Annotated in this window: 23 protein-coding genes, 1 other RNA gene and 1 other annotated feature; of the genes, 15 read left to right on the forward strand and 9 right to left on the reverse strand. The window is 52.5% G+C overall.

Annotated elements, in window-relative coordinates:
• Positions 1-2: 2 nt before the first annotated feature.
• Positions 3-605 (reverse strand): Uma2 family endonuclease, encoded by a 603-nt coding sequence (locus H6F67_RS09340; RefSeq protein ID WP_190765612.1) that lies wholly within the window; start codon positions 603-605, stop codon positions 3-5.
• A gap of 150 nt (positions 606-755) precedes the next feature.
• Here H6F67_RS09340 and serS point away from each other — a divergent pair, with 150 nt between their 5' ends.
• A complete protein-coding gene (gene serS / locus H6F67_RS09345) occupies positions 756-2,033 on the forward strand; it encodes a serine--tRNA ligase (protein ID WP_190765614.1) in 1,278 nt (425 codons plus the stop codon).
• A gap of 42 nt (positions 2,034-2,075) precedes the next feature.
• Here serS and H6F67_RS09350 read toward each other — a convergent pair whose 3' ends face one another.
• Positions 2,076-2,402 (reverse strand): low molecular weight protein tyrosine phosphatase family protein, encoded by a 327-nt coding sequence (locus tag H6F67_RS09350; RefSeq protein ID WP_190765616.1) that lies wholly within the window; start codon positions 2,400-2,402, stop codon positions 2,076-2,078.
• A 146-nt stretch (positions 2,403-2,548) separates the two neighbouring features.
• On the opposite strand from H6F67_RS09350, the gene H6F67_RS09355 reads away from it, so the two are divergent.
• The 5 genes from H6F67_RS09355 to secE all read left to right on the forward strand — a co-directional run bounded on the left by H6F67_RS09355 (position 2,549) and on the right by secE (position 7,538).
• The gene (locus H6F67_RS09355) at positions 2,549-3,883 is read left to right on the forward strand and encodes an efflux RND transporter periplasmic adaptor subunit (protein ID WP_190765618.1); all 1,335 of its coding nucleotides are present in this window, start codon (positions 2,549-2,551) and stop codon (positions 3,881-3,883) included.
• A 137-nt stretch (positions 3,884-4,020) separates the two neighbouring features.
• Positions 4,021-6,225 (forward strand): NACHT domain-containing NTPase, encoded by a 2,205-nt coding sequence (locus H6F67_RS09360; RefSeq protein WP_190765620.1) that lies wholly within the window; start codon positions 4,021-4,023, stop codon positions 6,223-6,225.
• Positions 6,209-6,736: a hypothetical protein gene (locus H6F67_RS09365; protein WP_190765622.1), complete on the forward strand. Its 528-nt coding sequence runs from the start codon at positions 6,209-6,211 to the stop codon at positions 6,734-6,736. The genes H6F67_RS09360 and H6F67_RS09365 overlap by 17 nt, the downstream gene beginning before the upstream one ends.
• Positions 6,737-6,855: 119 nt before the next feature.
• Positions 6,856-7,077, forward strand: coding sequence for a type II toxin-antitoxin system HicB family antitoxin (locus H6F67_RS09370; protein ID WP_190765624.1), 222 nt, complete (start codon positions 6,856-6,858; stop codon positions 7,075-7,077).
• 200 nt (positions 7,078-7,277) lie between these two features.
• Complete coding sequence (gene secE / locus H6F67_RS28340; protein ID WP_190765626.1) at positions 7,278-7,538, forward strand: preprotein translocase subunit SecE; 261 nt, start codon at positions 7,278-7,280, stop codon at positions 7,536-7,538.
• A gap of 68 nt (positions 7,539-7,606) precedes the next feature.
• On the opposite strand, the gene H6F67_RS09380 is transcribed toward secE, so the two are convergent.
• Complete coding sequence (locus tag H6F67_RS09380) at positions 7,607-9,247, reverse strand: hypothetical protein (protein WP_190765628.1); 1,641 nt, start codon at positions 9,245-9,247, stop codon at positions 7,607-7,609.
• Between the two features lie 264 nt (positions 9,248-9,511).
• On the opposite strand from H6F67_RS09380, the gene nusG reads away from it, so the two are divergent.
• The 5 genes from nusG to rplL all read left to right on the forward strand — a co-directional run bounded on the left by nusG (position 9,512) and on the right by rplL (position 12,713).
• The gene (gene nusG / locus H6F67_RS09385) at positions 9,512-10,156 is read left to right on the forward strand and encodes a transcription termination/antitermination protein NusG (protein WP_190765630.1); all 645 of its coding nucleotides are present in this window, start codon (positions 9,512-9,514) and stop codon (positions 10,154-10,156) included.
• A 4-nt stretch (positions 10,157-10,160) separates the two neighbouring features.
• On the forward strand, positions 10,161-10,586 hold the full coding sequence (gene rplK / locus H6F67_RS09390; RefSeq protein WP_190765632.1) for a 50S ribosomal protein L11: 426 nt from the start codon (positions 10,161-10,163) through the stop codon (positions 10,584-10,586).
• Positions 10,587-10,641: 55 nt separating this feature from the next.
• A complete protein-coding gene (gene rplA / locus H6F67_RS09395; RefSeq protein ID WP_190765634.1) occupies positions 10,642-11,358 on the forward strand; it encodes a 50S ribosomal protein L1 in 717 nt (238 codons plus the stop codon).
• Positions 11,359-11,558: 200 nt separating this feature from the next.
• Positions 11,559-11,704 (forward strand) — a sequence feature (ribosomal protein L10 leader region).
• A gap of 31 nt (positions 11,705-11,735) precedes the next feature.
• Positions 11,736-12,278: a 50S ribosomal protein L10 gene (gene rplJ / locus H6F67_RS09400; RefSeq protein ID WP_190765636.1), complete on the forward strand. Its 543-nt coding sequence runs from the start codon at positions 11,736-11,738 to the stop codon at positions 12,276-12,278.
• Positions 12,279-12,314: 36 nt separating this feature from the next.
• On the forward strand, positions 12,315-12,713 hold the full coding sequence (rplL, locus tag H6F67_RS09405) for a 50S ribosomal protein L7/L12 (protein WP_190765638.1): 399 nt from the start codon (positions 12,315-12,317) through the stop codon (positions 12,711-12,713).
• 86 nt (positions 12,714-12,799) lie between these two features.
• Here rplL and H6F67_RS09410 read toward each other — a convergent pair whose 3' ends face one another.
• On the reverse strand, positions 12,800-13,228 hold the full coding sequence (locus H6F67_RS09410) for an SRPBCC family protein (protein ID WP_190765640.1): 429 nt from the start codon (positions 13,226-13,228) through the stop codon (positions 12,800-12,802).
• 324 nt (positions 13,229-13,552) lie between these two features.
• Between H6F67_RS09410 and H6F67_RS09415 the strand changes: the two genes are divergently transcribed.
• Positions 13,553-13,825, forward strand: a complete 273-nt coding sequence (locus H6F67_RS09415; RefSeq protein ID WP_190765642.1) for a hypothetical protein — start codon at positions 13,553-13,555, stop codon at positions 13,823-13,825.
• A 104-nt stretch (positions 13,826-13,929) separates the two neighbouring features.
• Here H6F67_RS09415 and H6F67_RS27325 read toward each other — a convergent pair whose 3' ends face one another.
• The gene (locus tag H6F67_RS27325; RefSeq protein ID WP_199304326.1) at positions 13,930-15,018 is read right to left on the reverse strand and encodes an HNH endonuclease; all 1,089 of its coding nucleotides are present in this window, start codon (positions 15,016-15,018) and stop codon (positions 13,930-13,932) included.
• 80 nt (positions 15,019-15,098) lie between these two features.
• Here H6F67_RS27325 and H6F67_RS09425 point away from each other — a divergent pair, with 80 nt between their 5' ends.
• Together H6F67_RS09425 and ssrA are read left to right on the forward strand one after the other, a co-directional pair.
• Entirely contained in the window at positions 15,099-15,749 is a 651-nt protein-coding gene (locus tag H6F67_RS09425) for a hypothetical protein (RefSeq protein WP_199304327.1), read from the forward strand.
• A gap of 33 nt (positions 15,750-15,782) precedes the next feature.
• Positions 15,783-16,166: a transfer-messenger RNA gene (gene ssrA / locus H6F67_RS09430) on the forward strand.
• Positions 16,167-16,244: 78 nt separating this feature from the next.
• Here the strand turns inward: ssrA and H6F67_RS09435 are convergent.
• On the reverse strand, positions 16,245-18,077 hold the full coding sequence (locus H6F67_RS09435; RefSeq protein ID WP_190765644.1) for an ABC transporter ATP-binding protein: 1,833 nt from the start codon (positions 18,075-18,077) through the stop codon (positions 16,245-16,247).
• A 224-nt stretch (positions 18,078-18,301) separates the two neighbouring features.
• Here H6F67_RS09435 and H6F67_RS09440 point away from each other — a divergent pair, with 224 nt between their 5' ends.
• Complete coding sequence (locus H6F67_RS09440; RefSeq protein ID WP_190765646.1) at positions 18,302-19,627, forward strand: acetamidase/formamidase family protein; 1,326 nt, start codon at positions 18,302-18,304, stop codon at positions 19,625-19,627.
• Between the two features lie 45 nt (positions 19,628-19,672).
• Here H6F67_RS09440 and ppsA read toward each other — a convergent pair whose 3' ends face one another.
• The 3 genes from ppsA to H6F67_RS09455 form a co-directional block, all read right to left on the reverse strand.
• A complete protein-coding gene (gene ppsA / locus H6F67_RS09445) occupies positions 19,673-22,177 on the reverse strand; it encodes a phosphoenolpyruvate synthase (protein ID WP_190765648.1) in 2,505 nt (834 codons plus the stop codon).
• Positions 22,178-22,403: 226 nt separating this feature from the next.
• Positions 22,404-22,880, reverse strand: a complete 477-nt coding sequence (locus H6F67_RS09450; protein WP_313926793.1) for an FHA domain-containing protein — start codon at positions 22,878-22,880, stop codon at positions 22,404-22,406.
• Positions 22,881-22,974: 94 nt separating this feature from the next.
• Complete coding sequence (locus tag H6F67_RS09455) at positions 22,975-23,415, reverse strand: DUF4383 domain-containing protein (RefSeq protein ID WP_242020571.1); 441 nt, start codon at positions 23,413-23,415, stop codon at positions 22,975-22,977.

Raw genomic sequence — 23,415 nt, forward strand, 5'->3', positions numbered from 1 at the left:
CGCTACCAAATTTTGCTTAAATCCAGCACAAAGCCGGAAAGCGTTGGATCGCCGCTGAGGATGGCTGGATTGTTAAGCTGTTGGACTAGAGCATTGGGCTGGTAGATGTAAACCTGCTTTTCGATCGCATCAATCAGCCAGCCCAACCGTGCGCCATTATCGAGATATTCCTGCATCTTGGCTTGCAGCGTGGAGAGATCGTCGGTTTCCGATCGCAACTCCACCACAAATTCCGGGCAAATCGGAGCGAACTTCTTGCGCTGCGCGAGCGGAATGGTATTCCAGCGCGATCGAGCAATCCAGGCAACATCGGGCGATCGAACTGCGCCATTTGGCAGCGTGAACCCAGTGCTAGAGTCGAAAATCAATCCTGTCCCATCTCGCTCTGCCCACACGCCGATTTGTACAATCAAACTGGCATTGCGATTTCCCGACTCTGCTCCGGTGGGTGACAAAACAATTAGCTCCCCGCTGGCGCTACGTTCAAACCGCTGCTCAGAATTGATTTGGCAAAACTCAAAAAACTGATCGTCCGTCAGCTTCACGATCGGATCAAGCTTGATCACGATTTGCTGTTGCGGAACAAATTCAACGGTTGCGCTCATGAAGTTGCCCTCGATCACCTGATTTGCCCTCGATCGCCTAATTTAATTGTAGTTGCGCCGTCCGCAGTCCGTTCAAAGCGGTTTCGGCAGTTCTTCCGAATCGCCAAACGGCTATGCTGGTGTAGATGGAATTTCTTCGCATGAACCGCCGTGCTTGACCTCAAATTGATTCGCGAAAATCCCGAACAGGTGCAAGAACGCCTGAACACACGCGGAAACTATGACCTGCAAATCGTGATCGACCTCGATCGCCAACAGCGCGATTTGGAAGTGAAGCGATCGCAGTTGCAAGCACGCCGCAACGAAATTGGCAAACTCGTTGGCGAGAAAATGCGCGGTGGCGCAAAGCCGGATGATGCAGTTGTCAAGGCGCTGCGCGAAGAAGGCAATCAGGTCAACGCGCAGCTTGGCGAACTGGAACCGCAAGAGCGCGACTTGAAATTCCAGCTTGAAGCCGTGATGCTGACGCTGCCGAATTTGCCCGATCCGTCCACGCCGATCGGCAAAGATGAAACAGAAAATATCGAAGTGCGGCGCTGGGGCGACGAATATTTGCCGCTGAATCCGAACATTTTGCCGCACTGGGAAATCGGCGAAAAATTGGGGATTCTCAACTTCGAGCGATCGACCAAAATCGCCCAAAGCCGCTTTGTAACCTTGGTTGGAGCGGGTGCAGCCTTAGAGCGAGCCTTGATTCAGTTCATGCTCGATCGCCACGTTCAGGCGGGCTATGTGGAAGTGCTGCCGCCGATTTTGGTGAACAGCGCGTCGCTGACGGCTTCAGGACAACTGCCTAAATTTGCCGAGGAAAGCTTTAAGTGCGATCGCGATGACCTGTGGCTGACGCCAACGGCGGAAGTGCCGATCGCCAGCTTGTACCGTGATGAAGTCCTCGATGCGGAAGCCCTACCGATTCACCACTGCGCCTATACGCCGTGTTTTCGACGGGAGGCGGGCAGCTACGGACGCGACACACGCGGATTGATTCGCCTGCACCAGTTCAACAAGGTGGAGATGTTCAAGTTCGTGCATCCTGACCAGTCGGAAGCGGAACTGCAATCGCTGACGCAGGACGCCGAGGGCGTGTTGCAGGCGTTGAAATTGCCCTATCGCGTCTTGCAGCTTTGCACGGGCGATATGGGATTTTCCGCTGCAAAAACTTATGATCTCGAAGTTTGGCTGCCCTCGTCGGGCAAATATCGCGAAATTTCAAGCTGCTCAAACTGCAACGATTTTCAGGCGAGACGGGGAAATTTGCGCTTTAAAGAAGCAGGCAAAAAAGGAACCCAGTTTTTGCACACGCTGAACGGATCGGGATTGGCGATCGGTCGGACGATGGCCGCAATTCTGGAAAACTATCAGCAAGAAGACGGCAAGGTGAAAATTCCGGATGTGCTGCGGCCTTATTTGGGACGCGAATTGTTGTAGACGATGTTTTGACGGCGATCGCCTGCGTTTCTGCTAATTCTTCTAAAAGGTTTTCAACAGCGGTAACACCTTTTTCTTGAGCCGATCAATCAAAGCTGGCTCCATGTAATCATATTCGTCTGGAATATCCAGGCAGATGACACGCTTGCTTTTGAGCCAAGGTTGAAACTGTTGCATCAGCTTTTTGCGATGTGATTTTTCCATCACAAAAATGATATCTGCCCGCTCGATCGCTTCACTTTCAAGCGGCATTTCTGCATCTCGATCGAGTCCGGCTGATTCAACTTCTAAACCTTCATATGCTGAAAAAATTGCTTCCGCTGTTGGACTCCGCAAGCGATTTCGGCTGCAAATAAATAACACTTTCATTGCATCGTCTGTAAGAGAAGTTTTTGTAGAATGTCCTGCATCAATCTACACATCGCCCAAATCGCGATTGCAAAAAATGACAGCAGATTGACGAAAAAAACGGAGTGCGCTAACTATTAAAGTCTAGCCCTGCAAAGTTGCAAGCAATGGAACCTTCTTCCGAGTCTGAGTTGGCGATCGTCGAGCCGCATCGACCTACCGCTTCGCCCACCCCGCGCCGCTGGTTGCCCTGGGTGATCGGCGCTTTGCTGCTGCTGTTGGGAAGCTTTGGCCTGTGGCGCTGGTGGCAAGCGCGATCGCAGCCCCCAGAAAACGCAATGCAGGGGCGAGCCGCTCCGGTTGAAGTTGCCGCTGTGCAGACCGGAAGAGTGCAAGAGGCGACGGAATTTGTCGGCAACCTCACATCGCGCAATGCCGTCGAACTCAGTCCAGAAATTGAAGGGCGGGTGACGCGAATTTTTGTGCAAGCGGGCGATCGCGTCGCGCAGGGAACACCGATCGTACTGCTCAGCCCAGATCGACGACAGGCAGAACTGGCGGGCGTTTTAGCCAGCGTCAACTCTGCCCGGGCGATTCGCGCCAATGCCGCTTCGCAAATTGAAGCGCTCCAGGCCGAACGAGTCGCTAGCCTTGCCGAAGTTGAACTGCAAACCACGCAGCGCAATCGCATTGCCAATCTGGTTGCCGCAGGTGCGCTGGCGCGAGAGCAGCTTGACATTGTGGAGCGCGATCGCCGCACGGCACTTTCGGCTTTGGCGGCGATCGATCAGCGCATCGAAGCGGCTCGTGCCAACCTTGCCGAAGCGCAGGCTGGACTGGCTCAAGCACAAGCAAATGCCAGTGCCGCAAACGTCGAGCTGCAAGATACGATCGTCCGCGCTCCGTTTGCGGGTGTGGTCGGCGACATTCCGGTGCGAGTCGGACAAGTTGTCAGCTCAAGCGACACGCTCACCAGCATTACCGAAAATGACAGACTGGAGCTAGAGATCGCTGTGCCGATCGAGCGCTCAGCGGATTTGCGGACGGGGCAGCGCGTTGAACTGTCCGATGCTCAAGGCAAAGCGCTTGGCGTTGGGCAAGTCAGCTTCATTTCGCCACAGGCCAATCCCACCGCCCAAACCGTCTTGGTCAAAACCCAATTTCCCAATCCTGGCGGGCGACTGCTCAACAATCAGTTTGTCCGCGCTCGCCTCATTTGGGACGATCGCAGCGGCCTGCTCGTTCCCAGTGCAGCAATTTCTCGCTTAGGCGGCGAAACTTTTGTCTTCCTGGCGGAATCGCAACCGCTGCAACCCGGCCAACCGCCGCAGCTAGTCGCCCGTCAGCGCCTCGTCGAATTGGGCAGCATTCAAGGCAACAACTATCAGGTACTCGAAGGCTTGCAGCCGGGCGATCGCATTGTCACGTCAGGCGTCCTGAACCTTTCTGATGGAATTCCAATTAGTCCGATGCAGGAAGGACAGGCCGCACCGCAATCCTAGGCCGATCGTGCACTGATTAATAGGGCACGGCAATTGTCAGATCGCGATGGAGATCTGCTGGAGTCGGCAACGCTGCTGAATTCGATCGCCTCAGTTGCAACAGGCTAAACTCGAATCACACTGGCGTCCCGTCCACCATGCAAAGAATCCTCCAGGCTTTACTCAAGTGGTCGCCTTCGAGTGCAGGCGCGGCAATTACGCTGCACGCGCTTTGGCAGCAACAGTGGACGCAGGGCGCGATCGCCTTCACGGGAACCGCCCTTCTCTCACTCTTGACCGCTTATTCCGACAAATTCACGGCCATCCTCAAGCAAGCAGTTGAGCAGCGCGGCGAACGAGATGCCCGCTGGATTGTGGGTCAAGTCGGCGGAATGGGATTTGGCGATCGCTACCGTCAAAGCTTGATCTACGCCTACCGCACTACGCGCACGCAAGGCTTTGATCTCGCCCCGTTCAAGCCGGATTTGGAGCAGGTGTATGTGCCGCTGCGCGTTCAGGCCAGCAGTTTGCCGCAGCTATCTGGGGCACTAATTCAGCCGGAGCGATCGATCGATGCGCTGAGTATCTGGCCGTTTCTCGTGGCGGCTCCGGCTGCACGAATTGCCCTGATTGGGCCACCGGGATCAGGTAAAAGTACGCTACTAGAGCATCTGGCGCTGACTTATGCCCGCAGGCGACATCCCCAACAGCATCCCAAAGCGCCCGATCGCATCCCCGTTTTGCTCTACCTGCGCGATTGGCGGGACGCGATCGCCGCTGATTCGCCGCCGACCTTGGTGCAGCTCATCGAACAGCAGGTACAAAGGCAGCCGAGCGATCGCCCACTGGAAGGAACGGCAGATTGGTTCGTGACCCGACTCGCGCAAGGCCAATGCCTCGTGATGCTAGATGGACTCGATGAAGTGGCTGATCCGGCTCAGCGGCAGAAGGCGGCACAGTGGGTGAATCAGCAGATGCAGCGCTATGGGCGATCGCCATTCATCCTTACATCACGTCCGTTCGGCTACGACAGCGTAAAAACGCATCTGCCGCAAATCGATTTGGTGCTGGGCGTGCAGCCGTTTCACTGGCGTGAAGTTGAGCAGTTCATTACGCGCTGGTATCGCGAAAACGAATCGAAACGACAGGCGCGGGCGATCGATCCGGGCATTGAGCAAGCCGCCCGCTCCAGTGCCGCCGATCTCCTGCGCCGCATCCAAAACAGTCCACCGCTGGCAGCAATGGCCGTCAATCCGCTGCTGCTAACGATGATTGCGACGGTTCACTGCTACCGGGGCGCACTGCCGAGACGAAGAGTCGAACTGTATGCCGAAATTTGTGATGTGCTGTTGGGACGCCGACAAGAAGCAAAAGGCTTGAGCGATCGCCTCTCTGCCGCCCAAAAGCAAACGGTTTTGCAAGTCCTCGCGCTTAAGGGAATGCAGCGCAACACTCGCGAATTCAAACTGGTTACAGCTTGTTTATTAATTCGTCAAAGATTAGCAACAGTCGCAGGCGCAGAAGCCGATCCGATCGAGTTTTTGCAGTCGATCGAACGGGTCAGCGGTCTTCTCGTTCAGCGCGAACAAGATGTTTACGAGTTCGCCCACAAAAGCCTACAGGAATATCTCGCCGCCAAGCAAATTAAAGACATCAATCAGGAAATGCTGCTAGCTCGCCACATCGATGATCCCTGGTGGGAAGAAACGATTCGTCTTTACGCCGCTCAAGCGGATGCCAGCTATCTAATTCAAACTGCGATCGATCGCAATACGGTTCAATCTTTGGCGATCGCTTATGACTGCCTCGAAGAAGGTTTGCGCGTCGATTCAAATGTTCGCAAAAGTTTGGAAGTGGCGATCGAAGAAGGTCTTGAATCCACCAATCCGGCAATCTTCAAACTCGCTGCCGAAGTCAAACTTTCACGCCGTCTCAAAAATCTACTCCGCATCGATGACAAAACCGAAATTGATACTAGCTACATCACCTGTGCCGAATATCAACTGTTTATTGATGAAAAGCGATCGATCGGCCAAAATCGCCAGCCCGATCACTGGACAAGCGCTCGATTTGCACCCGGAGATGCCAACAAACCTATTACAGGTGTTCGTGCCAGTGATGCGATCGAATTTTGCGACTGGCTGACGGCGCGATCGAGCGTTTTGGGAGATGTTTATGAAGAGGGAGGCGATCGGGTTTATGTGGGAGATTTTCGATTTAGAGTTTTATCGCCTGTAGAAGTTCAGGAATATCCGCTGCTGCAAGCATCCAATGCAGAAAAAATACCGATCGGAGAAAAGATTCGGATTGCTAAAGAGCAAGTTTACCCAAAGGAAAAGAATGAGTATGAAGGTAAATTTTGAGCAGCTTTGGGCGATCGCCAATCGGGAAGCCCAACCAATTAGCGAAACATTCAATGAAGCATTTGTGTCAATTGGCTTAAGACTTGAGATTCCAACAAAACCCAAGGGATATTACTGCACACCGCTGAATGTGAAAACATTTGCAGGTACTGGCTGCGATGGTGTCCACTTCAGCTTTTTAGAAATGGATGATCGCCCGCTATCAAATTCACCCGTCATCATGACTGTTCCAACAAACTTTCATGGACAACAAAATGTAATTATTGGTGAAAATCTTTACGACTTTTTATGTCTTGGCTGTCGAGCAGGTTATTCTGTTTTAGAAGAGTTTTCATGGTCGAATGGACAACTTGAACCGATTCGATCGAACCAATATGCGGACTATCTCGACCAGCAACAAATTAATCTAATAGAAATTTTGAATCAAGAACTTAGCCTTGAACCTTGGTCAAGCCTTGAGGACAAAATTATAAGTCTCAACTCGACTTATCTTTCTCATCTTATTTACTAGCGATGAGATCAATGATGGAGGAACTGAGAATTATAACGAAGCTGATTCAATCGATTGGCTCCTCATTTTCTAGCGCTAATTGAACAACATGTCCTTCTAATGGAAAATAGAGAAGAATCATGAAAGATCATCACATTAATGTTTTCTACAGCAAAGAGGATGAGGGGTATATTGCTGATATTCCTGATTTGAAGTATTGTTCTGCGTTTGGTGAAACGCCAGAGGAAGCGGTGCGGGAAGTGGCGATCGCAAAAGCCGCCTGGATCGAAGCAGCGAAAGCTCAAGGAAAGCCAATTCCTGAACCACAATATCGGCCTGCAATTTATCAGATTGTCAGCTAAAATCGTTGCAGTGGCGCTGCTTCATTTTGCAAGAGAGCGCTGGATTACTAGCTTTTTGCTCGATCGGATTGGTTCTGTCACTGGCCGATCTTGCTGCTGTCGGGGCAGAGTTTGCAGTAAGCTAGTGGATTGGAGGTCATGTCCTGCGGAAGCTTGCGGCTTTTCGTGCGGGCAGTGGAATCTAGTGGAGGTGGGCGATCGTGGCAAAAGACGAGCAAAAAGAGCAACCGAAAGAGCAGAAAAAAGAGCAAAAGCAGACGACTGAAGACAAAAAAGTCGGTTCTGGTGCAGGCGAATTTCTCAAGGGAACCAGAGAAGAACTGGATAAAGTCGTGTGGCCGAGTCGCCAGCAGTTAATTAGCGAGTCACTGGCCGTGCTTTTGATGGTGACACTTTCGGCAACGACCGTTTATTTCGTGGATAACTTGTTCAACTGGGCAGCAGGACAGGTATTTCGATAGCACGCTCAAGCGACAAGTTCAGGTGAGTTCCGCTGGAGACGCAGTAGTTGCCCCTCCAGCAGGTGCGGCTAGAGGGTGATGAAGTCGCTGGCCGAAATTTGACTTGCGGAAACGCCTGTGAGCAGTGCTAATGGATCTGCGCCGCTGCGAATTAGCGTATTGCGACCCGATTGGCGAATCGTTACGTCACGAAACTGAAGATCACCCGTCAGCAGCAGACTGTCTCGACCGTTCTGAAAGTCCTCGATGATGTCGCGCCCCTGTCGGCGCGTCAGCACAAATCGATCGCTGCCGCCATTGCCCCGGAGTCGATCGCGCCCTTGTCCGCCATCGAGCAGATCATTTCCACCGCCGCCAATCAAAATATCGTTGCCTTCTCCACCGCGCAGCGCGTCGCTGCCCGCACCGCCGTTCAGCGTGTCTCGACCAGCGCCGCCGTCTAGTTCGTCGTTGCCGCTGCCGCCGATCAGGGTGTCGTTGCCGCCCAATCCCAAAATTCGATCGTCACCTGCCAGACCGCTGATGCTTTCCGCGATTTCGCGTCCGGCCAGTCGATCGCGCTCTGGCGTACCCACCAGAGACAAATTGAGTTCGGGGCGGGCAAATTGGCGAAAAAAGACGCCGCTGCCGCTGCCATCTTGTTCCGTACTGCTCCAGGCCGTGACAAAGCTGCCGCTGCCGTCGAGCGCGATCGCAGGCGTAAACTGATCGCCCGCTAAATTGGTGTTGACCTGGAAATCGTAGTCTTTGAAAGTGCCATCAGCGGTAAAGGCGCGACCGTAAATCGCATCGAGAAACACTTGCCAGGTGACGACAAACTCGCCGCTAGGACTCATGGCGATGTCAGGGCTGGTTTCAAAGTTGCGATCGATCGACTGCACCTGAAATTCGCTGCCCTGCCGCGTTCCGTCTGGACTGTAGCGCTGAAGCTGAATGCCCGCGTCAGAATCTTCCCAGACGATCGCAAAATTGCCTGTCGCATCCATTGCGATCGCCGCTCGATTTTGAGAATTTGTCGTTTTGGTGTTGACCAAAAACTCGCCGCCTTGGGCGATGCCAGCCGCGCTAAAGCGTTGCGCTTTAATGCCGTTGCTGCCGCCATCGTCGCCCGTCCAGGCAATCACAAAGTCGCCATCGGCATCCATTGCCACATCGGGATTAGAAGAATTGCCGCTGCTGACCGCAAAGGTGCTGCCCTGCGCTGTGCCTGCTGAATTAAACCGACGAGCAAATACGCCTGTTTGCGCTCCAGTTTGTGTCCTGAAGCCGCTCCAGGTAATTACAAAATCGCCATCGGTGTCCATTGCGATCGACGGGCCAAAATTGGTTGCATCAGGAAATGACTCCACCAAAATCGTCGCCCCCAGTCTTGCCCCGCTACTATCAAAGCGCTGAGCATAGACGCCGTCTGAATCTGGAACAGGTGTACCGATTCCGGGTCCAGATCCGTACCAGGTGACGACAAAGTTTCCGGCTGCGTCGATCGCCACATCGGGATCGCGCTGAAAGCTATTCGTAAACGTGTTGACCAAAATTTCGCCGCCAATGCGATTACCACTGCTGTTGAATCGCTGAGCATAAATGCCAGTGGCGCTGCCGTCTTGTCCTTGGCTTTGCCAAACCGCCACAAAGTTACCCGCCGGATCGTGGGCGATCGCGACATCGCGCTGGTCATCATTGGTGAAAGTGTTGATTTGAGAATCGGCCATGTTCGCCTCCCTTCTAGTTCATAAGTTATGGAATGCTTTTGCTGTTTCTTCAGTCGAGTTTGGCTTTTTTATGCAATCTGTTCACCCAGAAGCGCCAATGATCGTGCTGCTGCCAAAGGCGCGAATTTGCAGTAAGCTAGAACTTTGGAGGCGAGGTCTCGCGGTTTTCGCATGTCAGCGAATCGGTTCGATCGCTTTCAATCCTCTTGGCAACGATATTTCGTGACCAACCGATTTAGTTAGGCCGCAGGGCAGGTAGATTCGATGACATTTGCATCCGACGAAGAAAATATTGCTTTATCTGAAGATGCCGCGCAGCCGCAGCCAGCCGACGATGTGCCGACAGGATCGCCACGCTGGTATGCCGTTCAGGTCGCGTCGGGCTGTGAAAAGCGCGTCAAGATGAACTTGGAGCAGCGGATTCAAACGCTCGATGTGGCAAATCGCATCCTTCAGATCGAGATTCCGCAAACTCCGGCTGTGAAGCTGCGTAAGGACGGGTCGCGGCAAAATGCCGACGAAAAAGTATTTCCTGGCTATGTACTGATTCGCATGGTCATGGATGATGATGCTTGGCAGGTCGTCAAGAATACCCCTAACGTGATCAACTTCGTGGGGGCAGAACAAAAGCGCCGCTATGGTCGCGGTCGCGGCCACGTCAAGCCAATGCCGCTGGGCGCGGGCGAAGTCGATCGCATCTTCAAGCAGGCGCAAGAGCAAAAGGCCGTTGTCAAAATCGACATGGCCGCTGGCGACAAGATCGTGGTGCTTTCGGGTCCCTTTAAGGACTTTGAAGGCGAAGTGATCGAAGTTAGCCCAGAGCGATCGAAGCTGAAGGCACTGCTGTCGATCTTCGGACGCGATACTCCGGTGGAATTGGAGTTTAATCAGGTTCAAAAACAAGGCTAAGCACATGGCAAAGAAAGTTGTCGCCATCATCAAACTGGCGATTACGGCAGGAAAAGCAAACCCCGCACCCCCGATCGGCCCCGCGTTGGGTCAGCACGGGGTCAACATCATGATGTTCTGCAAGGAATACAACGCCCGGACTGCCGATCAAGCAGGACTGGTGATTCCCGTTGAAATCTCCGTCTTTGAAGACCGCAGCTTCACGTTCGTTCTCAAAACCCCGCCCGCATCCGTGCTGATTCAAAAAGCAGCCGGAATTGACAAGGGTTCAGGCGAACCGAACAAGAAGAAAGTCGGCTCGATCACTCGCGCTCAACTGCAAGAGATCGCGCAAACCAAACTTCCCGACCTCAACGCCAACGACATCGATGCGGCCATGAAGATCGTGGAAGGAACCGCCCGCAACATGGGCGTTACGGTGACGAGTTAATTTGAAGTGATTCGGGGGAGAAGTAGAGCTTCGATCGCACCCCAAGGAGAAACCAATGGTTAAAAAAGTTTCGCGCCGTTTGAGAGAACTGCAAGCCAAAGTTGAAGACCGCGCCTATGCACCGCTCGAAGCGCTGCAACTGCTCAAGGAAACCGCAACGGCCAAATTTCCAGAATCCGCAGAAGCACATCTGCGACTGGGCATCGATCCCAAGTACACCGACCAGCAGCTAAGAACAACAGTTGCGCTACCCAAAGGCACAGGTCAGGTGATCCGCGTGGCCGTGATTACTCGCGGTGAAAAAGTCGCGGAAGCCAATGCAGGCGGAGCCGATATCGTCGGGTCAGAAGAACTGATCGAAGAAATCCAAAAAGGCATGATGGATTTCGATGTTTTGATCGCCACGCCGGACGTGATGCCGCAGGTTGCCCGCTTGGGTCGCCTTTTGGGTCCGCGTGGTTTGATGCCGTCTCCGAAAGGCGGAACGGTGACTTTTGACGTGGGACAGGCGATCAACGAGTTTAAAGCTGGTAAACTAGAATTTCGTGCCGATCGCACCGGAATCGTTCACGTTTTGTTTGGCAAAGCATCCTTCTCAGCCGAAGACTTGCTCACCAACCTCAAAGCGCTGCAAGAAACCGTCGATCGCAACCGTCCTTCGGGCGCGAAAGGCCGCTACTGGCGCAGCATTTACGTTTCTGCCACAATGGGGCCTGCGATCGAAGTCGATGTGAACGCCCTGCGCGATCTCAAGGCGGATGCCGCTGCTTAACGTTCGATCAGAGTCGATCGAGGGATCGATGCCAGGAATGCCAGGAAATCAATTTCCTGGCTCAAAGCGAAAACCCATTGAAATGGGTTAGGGCGATCGACCGGGGTTTGAGTCCGTTTCAACGGACTTGCGCTATTAGCCCGAAATTTATTTCAGGGCGATCGTCGCAACAAACGCAAAATCTGAGATTGCCCAACCGCTACAACTGAATCGCAAAGCCGCAGACAGCAGGGGCGAAAGCTTAAACAGCCTGCCGAGGTGATGCACTTTCCGCCCTCATCTGAGGTGCGATCGAATGTGTGTGAAACCCCGGTCTGTGAATCGATCGGGGTTTTGCTTTGCGGTTAGTTATCAAACTTGTCAGGAGGTGAAAATGAATGGGTAGAACGCTCGAAGATAAACAGGCGATCGTCGCGGAACTCAAAGAAACCCTCGACGCTTCGCAACTCGCCGTCGTCATTGACTACAAAGGCTTGACGGTGGCCGAACTCACCGACTTGCGAAATCGGCTGCGCCCCAGCGGAACCGAGTGCAAAGTCACCAAAAACACGCTGATGCGAATCGCGGTTGACGGTCAGGACAACTGGCAGCCGATCACCGAATTTTGCAAAGAGTCTTCGGCCTTTTTGCTGATGAAAGACGACATCGGTGGCGCGATCAAAGCCTATCAAGAATTCCAGCGCGTCTCGAAGAAAACCGTGATTCGCGGCGGCTGCATGGAAGGTCGGGCACTGACTGAGGCGGACGTGAAGGCGATCGGAGATTTGCCCTCGAAAGAGCAGCTTATCGCCCAAATCGCCGGAGCGATCAATGCCGTCACCGCCAAGATCGCCACTGGCATCAACGAAGTCCCGGCATCGCTGGCTCGCAGCCTGCAAGCCGTCGCCGACAAAGACAAGCCGCAAGACGAAGCGGCCTAAGTCCAACTGTTTCAACTTATTTAACGGAGAAATTCCATGTCTGCAACAACCGATCAAATTCTCGAACAACTCAAATCGCTCACCCTGCTTGAAGCCGCCGAACTCGTTAAGCAAATCGAAGAAGCCTTTGGCGTCACGGCGGCTGCTCCGGCTGGCGGCATGATGATGATGCCTGCGGGCGGCGGCGGCGCTGCGGCTCCGGCTGAAGAAGTCGAAGAGAAGACCGAATTCGACGTGATTCTCGAAGATGTACCTGCTGACAAGAAGATCGCCGTTCTCAAGGTCGTGCGCGGCCTGACCGGATTGGGTCTGAAAGAAGCCAAAGATTTGGTGGAAGCCACGCCCAAGCCTGTGAAGGAAGGTATCGCCAAGGAAGCGGCTGAAGCGGCTAAGAAAGAACTCGAAGAAGCAGGCGGCAAAGTTACTGTCAAGTAATTTGCAAGCTGCTTCAATTAAAGGCGCGATCGATTCTCTTGAAGGTCGGTCGCGCCTTTTTTATCTCGCTCTACAACAGAAACCCGTCACTTCTTCTCAACAAAATCCTTCAAGCTTGACAATAAGAAATCCCAAACATCAAGCATTTTAAGGTACATTTCCTCTGTCTTTAAGTTTTGGTGTTCCATTTCTAGCTTTGTTCCGCTGTCTGTCTCATGGAGCGTATAGCAAATTGTTGAATAATTCTTTGGTGTTCTTTCTGTGCCGTGATTATCGCTCCAATAGCTGTATTGAAATTTCTCGTTCGGCAATAAAATTTCAATTCTGCCATAATCAGTGAAATCTAAATCTTCGATCGCTCCTTTCAGAAAAATTTCATCGCCAACTTTCCAAGTTGATGTAACTTCTTTGAGCGGATAATATTGAACGATCTTTTCTGAAGTGGTCAGCGCATCAAACACAACGCTTGGCGGAGTATGGATCGACACGGTTTTTTTGATGGTCAATGTTTCCATAATCATTCTCCTTGAATATAAAACGATGGCACAGAACAAAAAAACTCGATCGCTCCACCCTCTTGCAAAATTCCGTCAGACGTTGTAGCCTCAGATATCACTTTTCAGTTCACGAAGCTAGACGTTCCAAGGGAGTGTCGCAACCACCCCCTTGGAACTAACCTCCCAAACTGATACCGCAGCTTAGAAGGCTAGCCTGATTGTACTCTGCTGGCCGTCTTGCTGTTTCATGCGAGGCGGTTTCGTGTTTGAGGTGTGTTGCAGAGAATCCAGTCCTGTCCGGCTGGTTCTCTGCGTTTCTCATCCACAAATTAGGAGTCAATCATGTCTCAAGAAAATCCCGAAGACCATTCGATCGATCCGTCTGAATCTAAAGAATCCCAGGAATCGATCGATTTTTTGCCGCCGCTTGATGATCCTGAGATTTTGCGTTTGATTGCAGTGGGCAGACGTGCGATCGTGAATCGATTCGTCTATCAACTGCATCAGCTAAACGTCGCGCACTACACCGACTGGACACCGCTTTTGCGAACGCCAAACGAAGGCGAATTCATGCGAATGCTGACCAAGCGAATTGTGATTGATTCGGCTGAATAAGCAGAAGGCGCGATCGATTTTTTGAGGATCGATCGCGCTTTTCTGCGCGTCATCTGGTTGATTCAAATTTTTGCTTCCAAGCGGAGTCGCTGTTTCGATTTGTGTTAGGTATTAATCGATCGATACAGCAAAGCATCAGATTCTACAAACAATTTCGTATCATCCTTATTGCTTTTGCCAACATTGCATTTCTTGCATAAGCTTTGTAGGTTGCTCATATCGTCAGAGCCACCTTTCGATCGCGGAACAACGTGATCAACTTCCAATGTAATACCGTGAATTCTTGGCGATCTACCACAACCTAAACATTTCCAACCATCTCTAGCAAGCACCGCCCACCATTTGCCCGCTCTCACAAACGAGTAGCTGTCTAACTCCGGAATTTCTACAGGCTGAAAATCTTCCTCTTCTATTATTTCTTCTTCAAGTTCTTCAGCATCATCAAAGCTAATGTACCATTCCTTATATTGCTCAAGCATTTTTTCTAGCTCAGGTTTTTGGCCTTCTCCAATGCAGATGAATGATTCCGCTAAAGCGTACAAAAGAACGAATGAAAGGATTAACTCGCTAAGACCTCGCTGAGAGTCAACAGGAAAGTAGTACATTGGCGACACAAGCTTGATCCCCAAGGTTCCTATTTCATCAGGCGAAATCGCTTCATGTAGAGGTAAGAATTCGCAATAGCTAACATCTGATTTGTGTCCAATGTGGAGCGATGACAGCAAAGGCATCAATACCTCGCTGTTTGCCTCGACTAGCGATGAGATTTTTTCCACGTAAGCATCGTCCACGCCTTGTCGAAATGGCAAAAGCTCAACGTGAATTGTGCCTGAAGGAAAAACCTTGAAGGTTAGATAAGTTGGATGATGAAAAAACGGTTGTCCGTCTCTTCTAAAAATTTCGAGAGGTTGCTTCCCTCTTTTAGCAGAAACACCAATATGAGCCATGCCGTAATCCGTGTTTTCCTTCGCCTTTTCTCTGTGACTTGGACAGTACACAAATGTCATTCGATCGTAGGGGTTGACGTTGTAGACTTCTGCCACAATGTCAAGAGTGTGGCGAAGCAAAATTTCTAGGCGTGGAAAGAAGTAGTTTTGCAGCGTTGAAAGTTTGGTTTTAACGTCAGGTATGCTAAAGATTTGAGTGTCTCTTTCTTCAAAAATGACTTCTTCAATATTGGTGACAGCTTCCATCGTTTTGTCCTTCCTGCGATCGCCAGTAGTGTAAATACATTCAGCAGTATGCCCGCTAATCCGCAAAACCTCTCTTTGATATGACGTTTTTTCTAGCGCTGATCACTTCGATCGCCCCGCCCACGTTTGAAGGTGGGGCAGCCATTGCCCAGACGCCCCCTTCTACTGATTCGATCGATCTTGCACCCGAAATCATCGAACAAAGTCCGGTTCTTCAGCGCTGGCAAGAAGAAATTCCCGATGTGCGACAGGACATTCAAAACGATCCGAGTTTTCGCACTCGAATTCGCGTTGGATATGGGGATTCTGGAGAAGGAAGTGTCAGCGTGGGCGTGGAAGATGTATTTTTGGGGCGATCGAACTTCACGATCAGCGGCGACTATCAGGGGGGCGATCGATCGAGCTATGGCGCAGATTTACATTACTACGTGCGGCCTTTGGGCAGTGCGGTGAATCTGGCTCCGGTTGTCGGCTATCGGCATTTGGACGAAACAGACGGCGTCAACGTGGGGGCGCGGCTGATGCTCTCACTCTCGCGCAGTGGCGCGGCGGATATTTCCGTGACGCAAAGCTGGGTGGCTCCGGGATCAAGTCAGGAAGCTGGATTAACCCGCGTCGTGTTTGGATATGCGGTGAGCGATCGACTGCGCCTTTCCACTGACTATCAGCGGCAAAACACGCCAGAGCGCAAAGACGATCGCTGGGGTATTGCTTTGGAGTGGTTGCTGTGAGGATTCGATCGCTATAATGGGAATATCAAACGCGGGGCTGTAACGGTTTCGACGTTTTAGCGAACGCCATCTTGTGATGCAGGCCGAGAGTGAGTCAACTCTCGTAAATCAAGGCTCAAAAAACAGTACATGCGAACAACATCGTACCTTTCGCTCGTAAAGCAGCTGCGGTTGCCTAAACACCTCTAACAGGTTCGAGCATTCACAGTTTGACTCCGTTAAAAGCTGTGGATAACCCTCAACGGATGCTTTAGCAATCTGCCTCTGGTCGCTTGCTAGCTAAGACATTACCAGAGCATCCCACCGTTCGGGATAAGGAACGGTTCCCGCTTCGAGGGTTAGAGAAGCTACGCCTGTGAATGAGTGAGATGCTAATACCTAAAGCGGACACGGGTTCGACTCCCGTCAGCTCCATTTTTTAACTGAATCGATCGCGCCTTTTATAAAGCTTGGTGGAGTGACGCAAATCGCACCTCAGTACGCCACTCACACCGCTTAAAGATAGCTGCTGGCCTGACGGGTGAACATGGTGTGATAGCGATCGCCCTGTGCCATCAGTTGCTCGTGGCTGCCCTGCTCGACAATTTTGCCGTGTTCCAAAACGACAATGCGATCGGCCAGTTTTGCCAGCGCGAGCCGATGGCTGACCACAACCGTCATGCGGCCTTGGGCGATCGTCTTGAAGATGCGATAGATTTCATGTTCATTTTTGGGATCGAGCGCAGCAGTCGGCTCATCGAAGACGAGCAGTTCGACTTGTGAAAGACGGATCAGGGCGCGGGCGATCGCCAACCGCTGCCACTGTCCGCCCGACAGATCCACGCCCTGCTCAAGCTGTTTGCCCAGCGGCGTTTCGAGTCCCTGACTCAGTTCACCCACCACGTAGTCAATTCCGGCATCCTGCAAAACCGCTTGAATCGCTTGGCCTTCGGTCAGCTTTGGCAAAAAGCCCCAGCCAACGTTTTCGCGCAGCGTGGCCGGAAAGCGAGCGTAGTCCTGCATGACGACGCCGATGCGCGATCGCAACTCGGTCAAGTCAAGCGATCGCAAGTCCTGATCGTTCCAATAGATCGATCCTTGTGTCGGGTCATACAGCCGACAGAGCAGCTTCGCCAGTGTGGTTTTGCCTGCGCCATTCTCGCCAACCAGGGCGACCATTTCACCGGGGCGAACGGTGAGATTGATTTGCTTGAGCGTTGGTTTGTCGCTGCCCGGATAGGCAAAGGTCAGGTCTTGAAGCTGGATGCCGCGATCGAGCGGGGCGATCGACTCGATCGATTTGATCGCCGCCTGACCGCTGATCAGTTGCGGCTGAAGGTCGAGAAGCTGAAAGACCGGGCTGGTTGCCAGCGCCACATCGTAAATGTCGCCTGTGTTGCCAATCAGGATGTAGAGGCTGCGGCGCACCTGAAGGATGATGCCTGTGTACAAAGCGAGATCGCCCAGCGTATAGCTGCCCTGCAAGACGCCCAGTACGACGTAAACATAGGGAATCGCTGCGCCCACGCCGCCGATCAGCGCCCAAATCACAACGGCAGCGGCTCCCTCACGCCGTACCTGCTCCATGCTGCCAAACATGCGATCGAACAAATTGCGCCAGCGATCGAGCAGCACAGTTTGCAGTGAAAATAAGCGGACTTCTTTGGCATAAGCTTCTCCCGTCACGACTTTGGCGTAGATGTCCATTTCGCGAGTCAAGCCCGCCTGCGTTTCTTCGACCCGCCAGCTTTTCTTGTGGTGCTTCATCTCCACCACGATCGAGGGAATCGAAGCGGCCAGCAGAACGAGCGGAACCCACCAGGCGATCGAGGCCGACAGCAACACCGAGGGCACAAAAATAAACACACCGACCAGCGTCGCCGCCACGATGAACGAAAGTCGCTGAAGTCGCTGCATTCCTTTGTCGCTTAGCTCCAGCAGGTTCAGCAGTTCCGGCGTTTCAAACAGAGCAATGTCGTCGAAGTGGGCAACTTTGTGGAGGACTTGACCTTGGACGTGACCCTGGACGCGATCGCGCAAGGCAGCAAACAGCGTCGTGCCGATCGAGTCTACCGAGTCCACAATCAAATTCAGCAAAATCGCGCCGCCCAAACTCCACAGCAGTTTCGGTTCAGCCAGCAAAACGGAGATCGCGCTGGAAATTGCGCCTTGTCCAATCAGACGCGCCGTTTCATCAATCACAATCTTGCTGAGAAACAGCGAGACGGAGGGGCCTGTTCCGGTCAGGAAGTTAAGCAAGGCGAGATGGCGCAGTTCGATCGGTGCGGCCTGCATCACCATCAGCAGGCTGCGGCGTAACGCTTGGAATGGAGCCAGGTGTGGCTGCATTTTGAATTCTCCTGAAGCCTGGGTAGAGCGGATTCAACCGTATTAGAAACACGGTAGCGCCTCAACTTTCCAGGAGTGATGTGCGGCTGTGCAGTTGGCGCGATCGCTGTAACGAATGCCTGTATCGCAAACTACAGTCCTTGGCTTGCCAAGTCTGAATAATAAAGCTCATCTTTACCTAAACTCATTCGGCGTCTATCAGCGCTCACCATCAATATATATCTATGCCCAAACGTCGTGATTTCCTGCTGGGTAGTGCGGCCACTGCTGCGACTGCTGCTTTGTTGCCCAAAGCGATCGCCCAAGAAGCACCCCCCACCCGCCCTGAAATGGCTGCTTTGCAAGAAGGCTATGTCGGGCAGTATCAGGGCGGCGTGTATCTTTTGCCTGCAACCGATGAAACCGTGCAGTGGGGCTGGTTTAACAATGCCGAACCGCCTCGCGCTCGCATTCGATCGGGCGATACGGTCGTGATGGAAACAATGATGGCCTCGCTCAATCAGGTGTTGCCAGGCGTGTCGATCGAAGAAATCACCCGCTTGCGTGTTGATAACCCCGGTCGTGGCCCGCACTCAGTTACAGGCCCAATTTTTGTGGAAGGGGCAGAACCCGGTGACGTGCTGAAAGTTCGCATCAATCGCATTGTGCCGCGCAGCTATGGCGCGAACTGGAATTTGCCCGGAAGCCTCAACCTGGGGCAGTTTCCGACCCTCTTCCCTGAACCGCAGGTGAAGCACTTTTATCTTGACCTCAAGCGCGGCGTCACCGAGTTTTTACCGGGAATTGAACTGCCTGTGCGTCCGTTTCCCGGCATCATCGGCGTGGCACGAGCCGAAAGTGGACAATACAGCACGGTTCCACCGGGACCGTTTGGCGGCAACCTGGACTGTCGCGAACTGGTCGAGGGCACGACGATCTATTTGCCCGTTTTTGTCGAAGGGGCGTTGCTGTGGTCTGGTGATTCTCATGCCGTTCAGGGCAATGGCGAGATTAACCTGACGGCGATCGAATCGGCTTTTAACGAACTCAACTTAACGATCGAAGTCCTCAAAGGGCAGTCGCTCACTTGGCCGCGCATCGAGTCAGACACGCACTGGATTACGGTGGGGTACGATCGCGACCTCAACATTGCAATGGACATTCTCGAAGAAGAAACGCTCAAATTCCTGGCAGACACCAGAGGCTTGAGCAGCACCCAAGCGCGGCGCTATATGGCAGCTTATGGCGATTGTCGCGTGGCCGAAGTGGTGAATCAGCTCAAGGGTGTGTACTGTATGCTGCCGAAGCAGGCCAGTCCCGTGCTTGCGCCCAATCCCGTTATCGACACGATGGAAAGCTTTGTGACGCATTCGGTGAACGCCGATGCGATGCAGGCGATGAACCTGGCGGCGATCGGCATGATTGAGCGCTTGCAGGAAATGAAAGGACTCAGCGCCCTTGATGCCTATTCGCTGGCAAGTTTGGCGATGGATACGCGCATCGGACGACCGGAGGCAGGAGCAAGCAGCCTACACTGTCTGCTGCCTAAGTCGCTGTGGGTGTTGGAGTGAAATATGCCAGTGCCCGCAGTGGAGATCGCCGCAAATCAAGCCTCCTCACTTTCTACCGCTGGAGGCTGCTTTTTCTGCTTCCGCAATCACCAATCGCGTTTTGACAATTGAATCTGGGTTCAAACTAATTGAATCGATGCCCATTTCAACGAGGAAGCGAGCGAAATCCGGATAGTCGCTGGGGGCTTGGCCGCAGATGCCAATCTTTCTATTGTTGCGTTTGGCTTTTTCGATCACGAGCTTGACCATTTTGCGGATCGCTTCGTTGCGTTCATCGAAGAGATGGGCGACGAGGGCGGAGTCGCGATCGAGTCCCAAAGTTAGCTGCGTCAGATCGTTGGAGCCGATCGAAAATCCGTCGAACACTTCGCTAAATTCGTCTGCCAAAATCACGTTGCTCGGCACTTCGCACATCACGTACACTTGCAGGCCATTTTCGCCTCGGACTAGACCGTGTTTTGCCATTTCCGCGATCACCTTGCGGCCTTCGTCCGGAGTGCGGCAGAACGGAATCATCGGAATCACATTCGTTAAGCCCATTTCGTCGCGGACACGCCGGAAGGCTTGGCATTCGAGGCCAAACGCTTCGCGGTATTTGGAATCGTAGTAGCGAGAGGCACCGCGCCAGCCGATCATCGGGTTTTCTTCGTGCGGCTCAAACTGGCGTCCGCCAAGCAGATTGGCGTATTCGTTGCTCTTAAGGTCGGACATACGGACGATGACGGGATTCGGGTAGAAGGCGGCGGCGATCGTGCCAATGCCCTGCGCCAGTTTGTCCACAAAGAAATCGGGCTTGTAAGGATACTGGCTGGTCAGCCGAGCCACTTGATCTTTCACCGACTCGTCTTTAAGCTGATCGTAGTGCAGCAGGGCGAGCGGGTGTGCCTGAATGTGATTGGCGATGATGAATTCCGATCTCGCCAAACCCACGCCATCACTGGGAATCGCCGCCAGCGCAAACGCCTCTTGCGGATTGCCCACATTCATCAGCACTTTGGTTTGGGTCGGGGGTAGCTGGTCAAGAACGATTTCTTCGACTTCAAACGGCAGCAGTCCGGCATAGACGTGACCCGTTTCGCCTTCCGAGCAAGAAACAGTAATTGGCTGGTTGGACTGAATCAGTTCGGTGGCGTTGCCGCAGCCCAAAACGGCAGGAATGCCGAGTTCGCGAGCGATGATCGCAGCGTGACAAGTACGTCCGCCTTGATTCGTGACGATCGCACTCGCTTTTTTCATAATCGGTTCCCAATCGGGATCGGTGCGATCGGTGACAAGCACTTCGCCGTCCTGGAACGCTTCCATCTGACCGACATCGAGAATGATTTTGGCGTTGCCCTGCCCGATCATTTCACCGACGGCGCGACCGATCGCAACCACCTCACTTTTCTCTTTCAAGTGATAGCTTTTGAGGACGTTGCGCGACTTTTGCGACTGAACGGTTTCCGGGCGAGCTTGAACGATGAATAGTTCTCCGGTCAAGCCATCTTTTGCCCATTCCATATCCATTGGGGCATAGCTGCCGTGAACTTGCGAGTAGTGATCTTCGATGATGCAAGCCCAGTTTGCCAGTTTAAGAATTTCGTCGTCGGAGAGAATAAATTTGTTGCGATCGCGCCTGGGAACGGCCATATTTTTCGTCAGCTTGGAGCCTTCCAAGTCGTAGACCATTTTGATTTCTTTGCTGCCCAATCGCTTCGAGAGAATCGATCGAAATCCCTGCTTCAAAGTCGGTTTGAAAACCACATATTCATCAGGATTCACTGCACCTTGAACGACCGTTTCACCGAGTCCATAAGCACCCGTAACGAGAACGGCATCTTTGAATCCGGTTTCGGTGTGAATCGAAAACATCACGCCTGCGGAAGCGAGATCCGATCGCACCATTTTTTGTACGCCAACCGACAAAGCCACCTCAAAATGATCGAAATCTTTGGTCGTTCGATACGAAATGGCTCGATCGGTAAACAGCGACGCAAAGCATTTATGACAAGCTTCCAAAACGCCACGCACGCCCGACACATTCAGATAGGTTTCCTGCTGTCCCGCAAAACTGGCATCGGGCAAATCTTCCGCAGTGGCACTCGATCGCACGGCGACATCGGTTTCTTGGCTGTAGCGTTCGCACTCTTCGGGATTTGGCGTTTCGTCGCAGTGTTTGGGGTCATAGCTGTAGCGAGCGCTCAAGCGTTCGTAGGCAGAGGCGATCGCGCTTTGCAGTTCGGGGGGAAATGGCGTGTTGAGGATCAGCGATCGAGCCTGTCTGCCGCGCTCCCGCAAATTGTTCACGTCGTTCACGTCCAGGTCGGCAAATAAACGACGCAGCTTCGTTTCTAATCCGGCTTTCTCGACAAAATAGCGGTAGGCATAAGACGTGGTGGCGAAGCCTGTCGGCACGTTGACGCCTTTGTCCGCAAGCTGCCCAATCATTTCGCCCAGCGAGGCATTTTTGCCGCCAACCAGGGGAACATCCGCGATCCCCACTTCTTCAAACCACAAAATAAACGCTTGTTCTCGCTGCGATCGCGTTTCTGTATGCAGCAGTTCTTGCATCTTCCTACCCTCCAATCCTCTACTTCGATTGTAGGAATTGCGCTTTAGGGTCGATGTGGAACTTAAGGATGAGAAACAGTCCGAAAATCGTGAATATTCTTAAACCGAATGTTGAATTTGAAGGGCGATCGCTTTATCAACTGATGAAAAACTTATTGCAACTTAGCAATTAATTTCGATTCGGACAAACCACAAGTTTAATTGGGGCGCTAACTTATACCAAAGTTTAAGTTTGATTTCGATTGTCAACTGAAATCTTCACCGTGTTATCCAGTAAATCAGGAGGTGCGGTCGGAAATGCCTCCCGCGCTAACACTAAATAAACCGCTTTCACGCAGGGGCCAAAAATAATTTCGTCTTCATGCTGAAGGTCTCGTCTTTTGTACTTCACGCCGTTAATCATGACTCCATTTGTGCTAGCTTCACCGTTGAGGTTGCCATCGACAATTTGATAGTTGCCGCCTCCATCCGAATTCGATCGCCAAACCAACGTAGCGTGCTGCTTCGATACAAACTGCGACACCAAACGAATATCAGAATCTGGATCGCGCCCGATTCGATAGACAGGCTCGGTTAAAACAAATTCCGTTTTTCCCTTGTCGTCCTCAATGATTAGCAGGTGAGCATGATATTCACTCGGCATATCACGTTGCGAGGGTAGGTGTTGCCAATATTCTAGACGCTGGCTTCTCGATTCGGACACTCCGCCTTCATTTTTCCACCTTTGCCTCGATCGCGCAGCGGATGCCGCACCACACGAGTACAGCATCCGCTCAGGATTGACTCAACTTGAGAGATTAGGGATTGGAAGCTTCGATCGCTTTCGCAGGCTTAACAAAGCCGTAATAGCCTGCAATTAATCCGGTCAAAGCGTTGAACCAAACGTTGTTGCCAAAAATCGGCATGACGCCAAACGTCGTGTTTGCTCCGGGAAGCAAGCCCATCAGCGCGATGCCAATGTAGGCGATCGCAAACAGTTGGTTATACACCAGCGAACCACCAACACTCGTCGCAGCAGCCAACCCTAACAGACCCACGACAATGTGAATCGCGTTGTGCAAAAAGTTGGTTGGAAACAAGCCCAAAACGTTACCATAACCATCATTGAAAGCGAGCGAAGGCGCATCAGCCGAAATCGGAGAAACAAATCCGGGAAGGAATCCGGCAATGCCAACGAGCAGGAAAGAAGCACCAAGCGCAAATGCCACAATGCGCTCGACTTCATAGAGTCTCTTCAT

The sequence above is a fragment of the Microcoleus sp. FACHB-1515 genome (assembly GCF_014696105.1).
Taxonomy (GTDB): Bacteria; Cyanobacteriota; Cyanobacteriia; order Elainellales; family Elainellaceae; genus JAAUTJ01.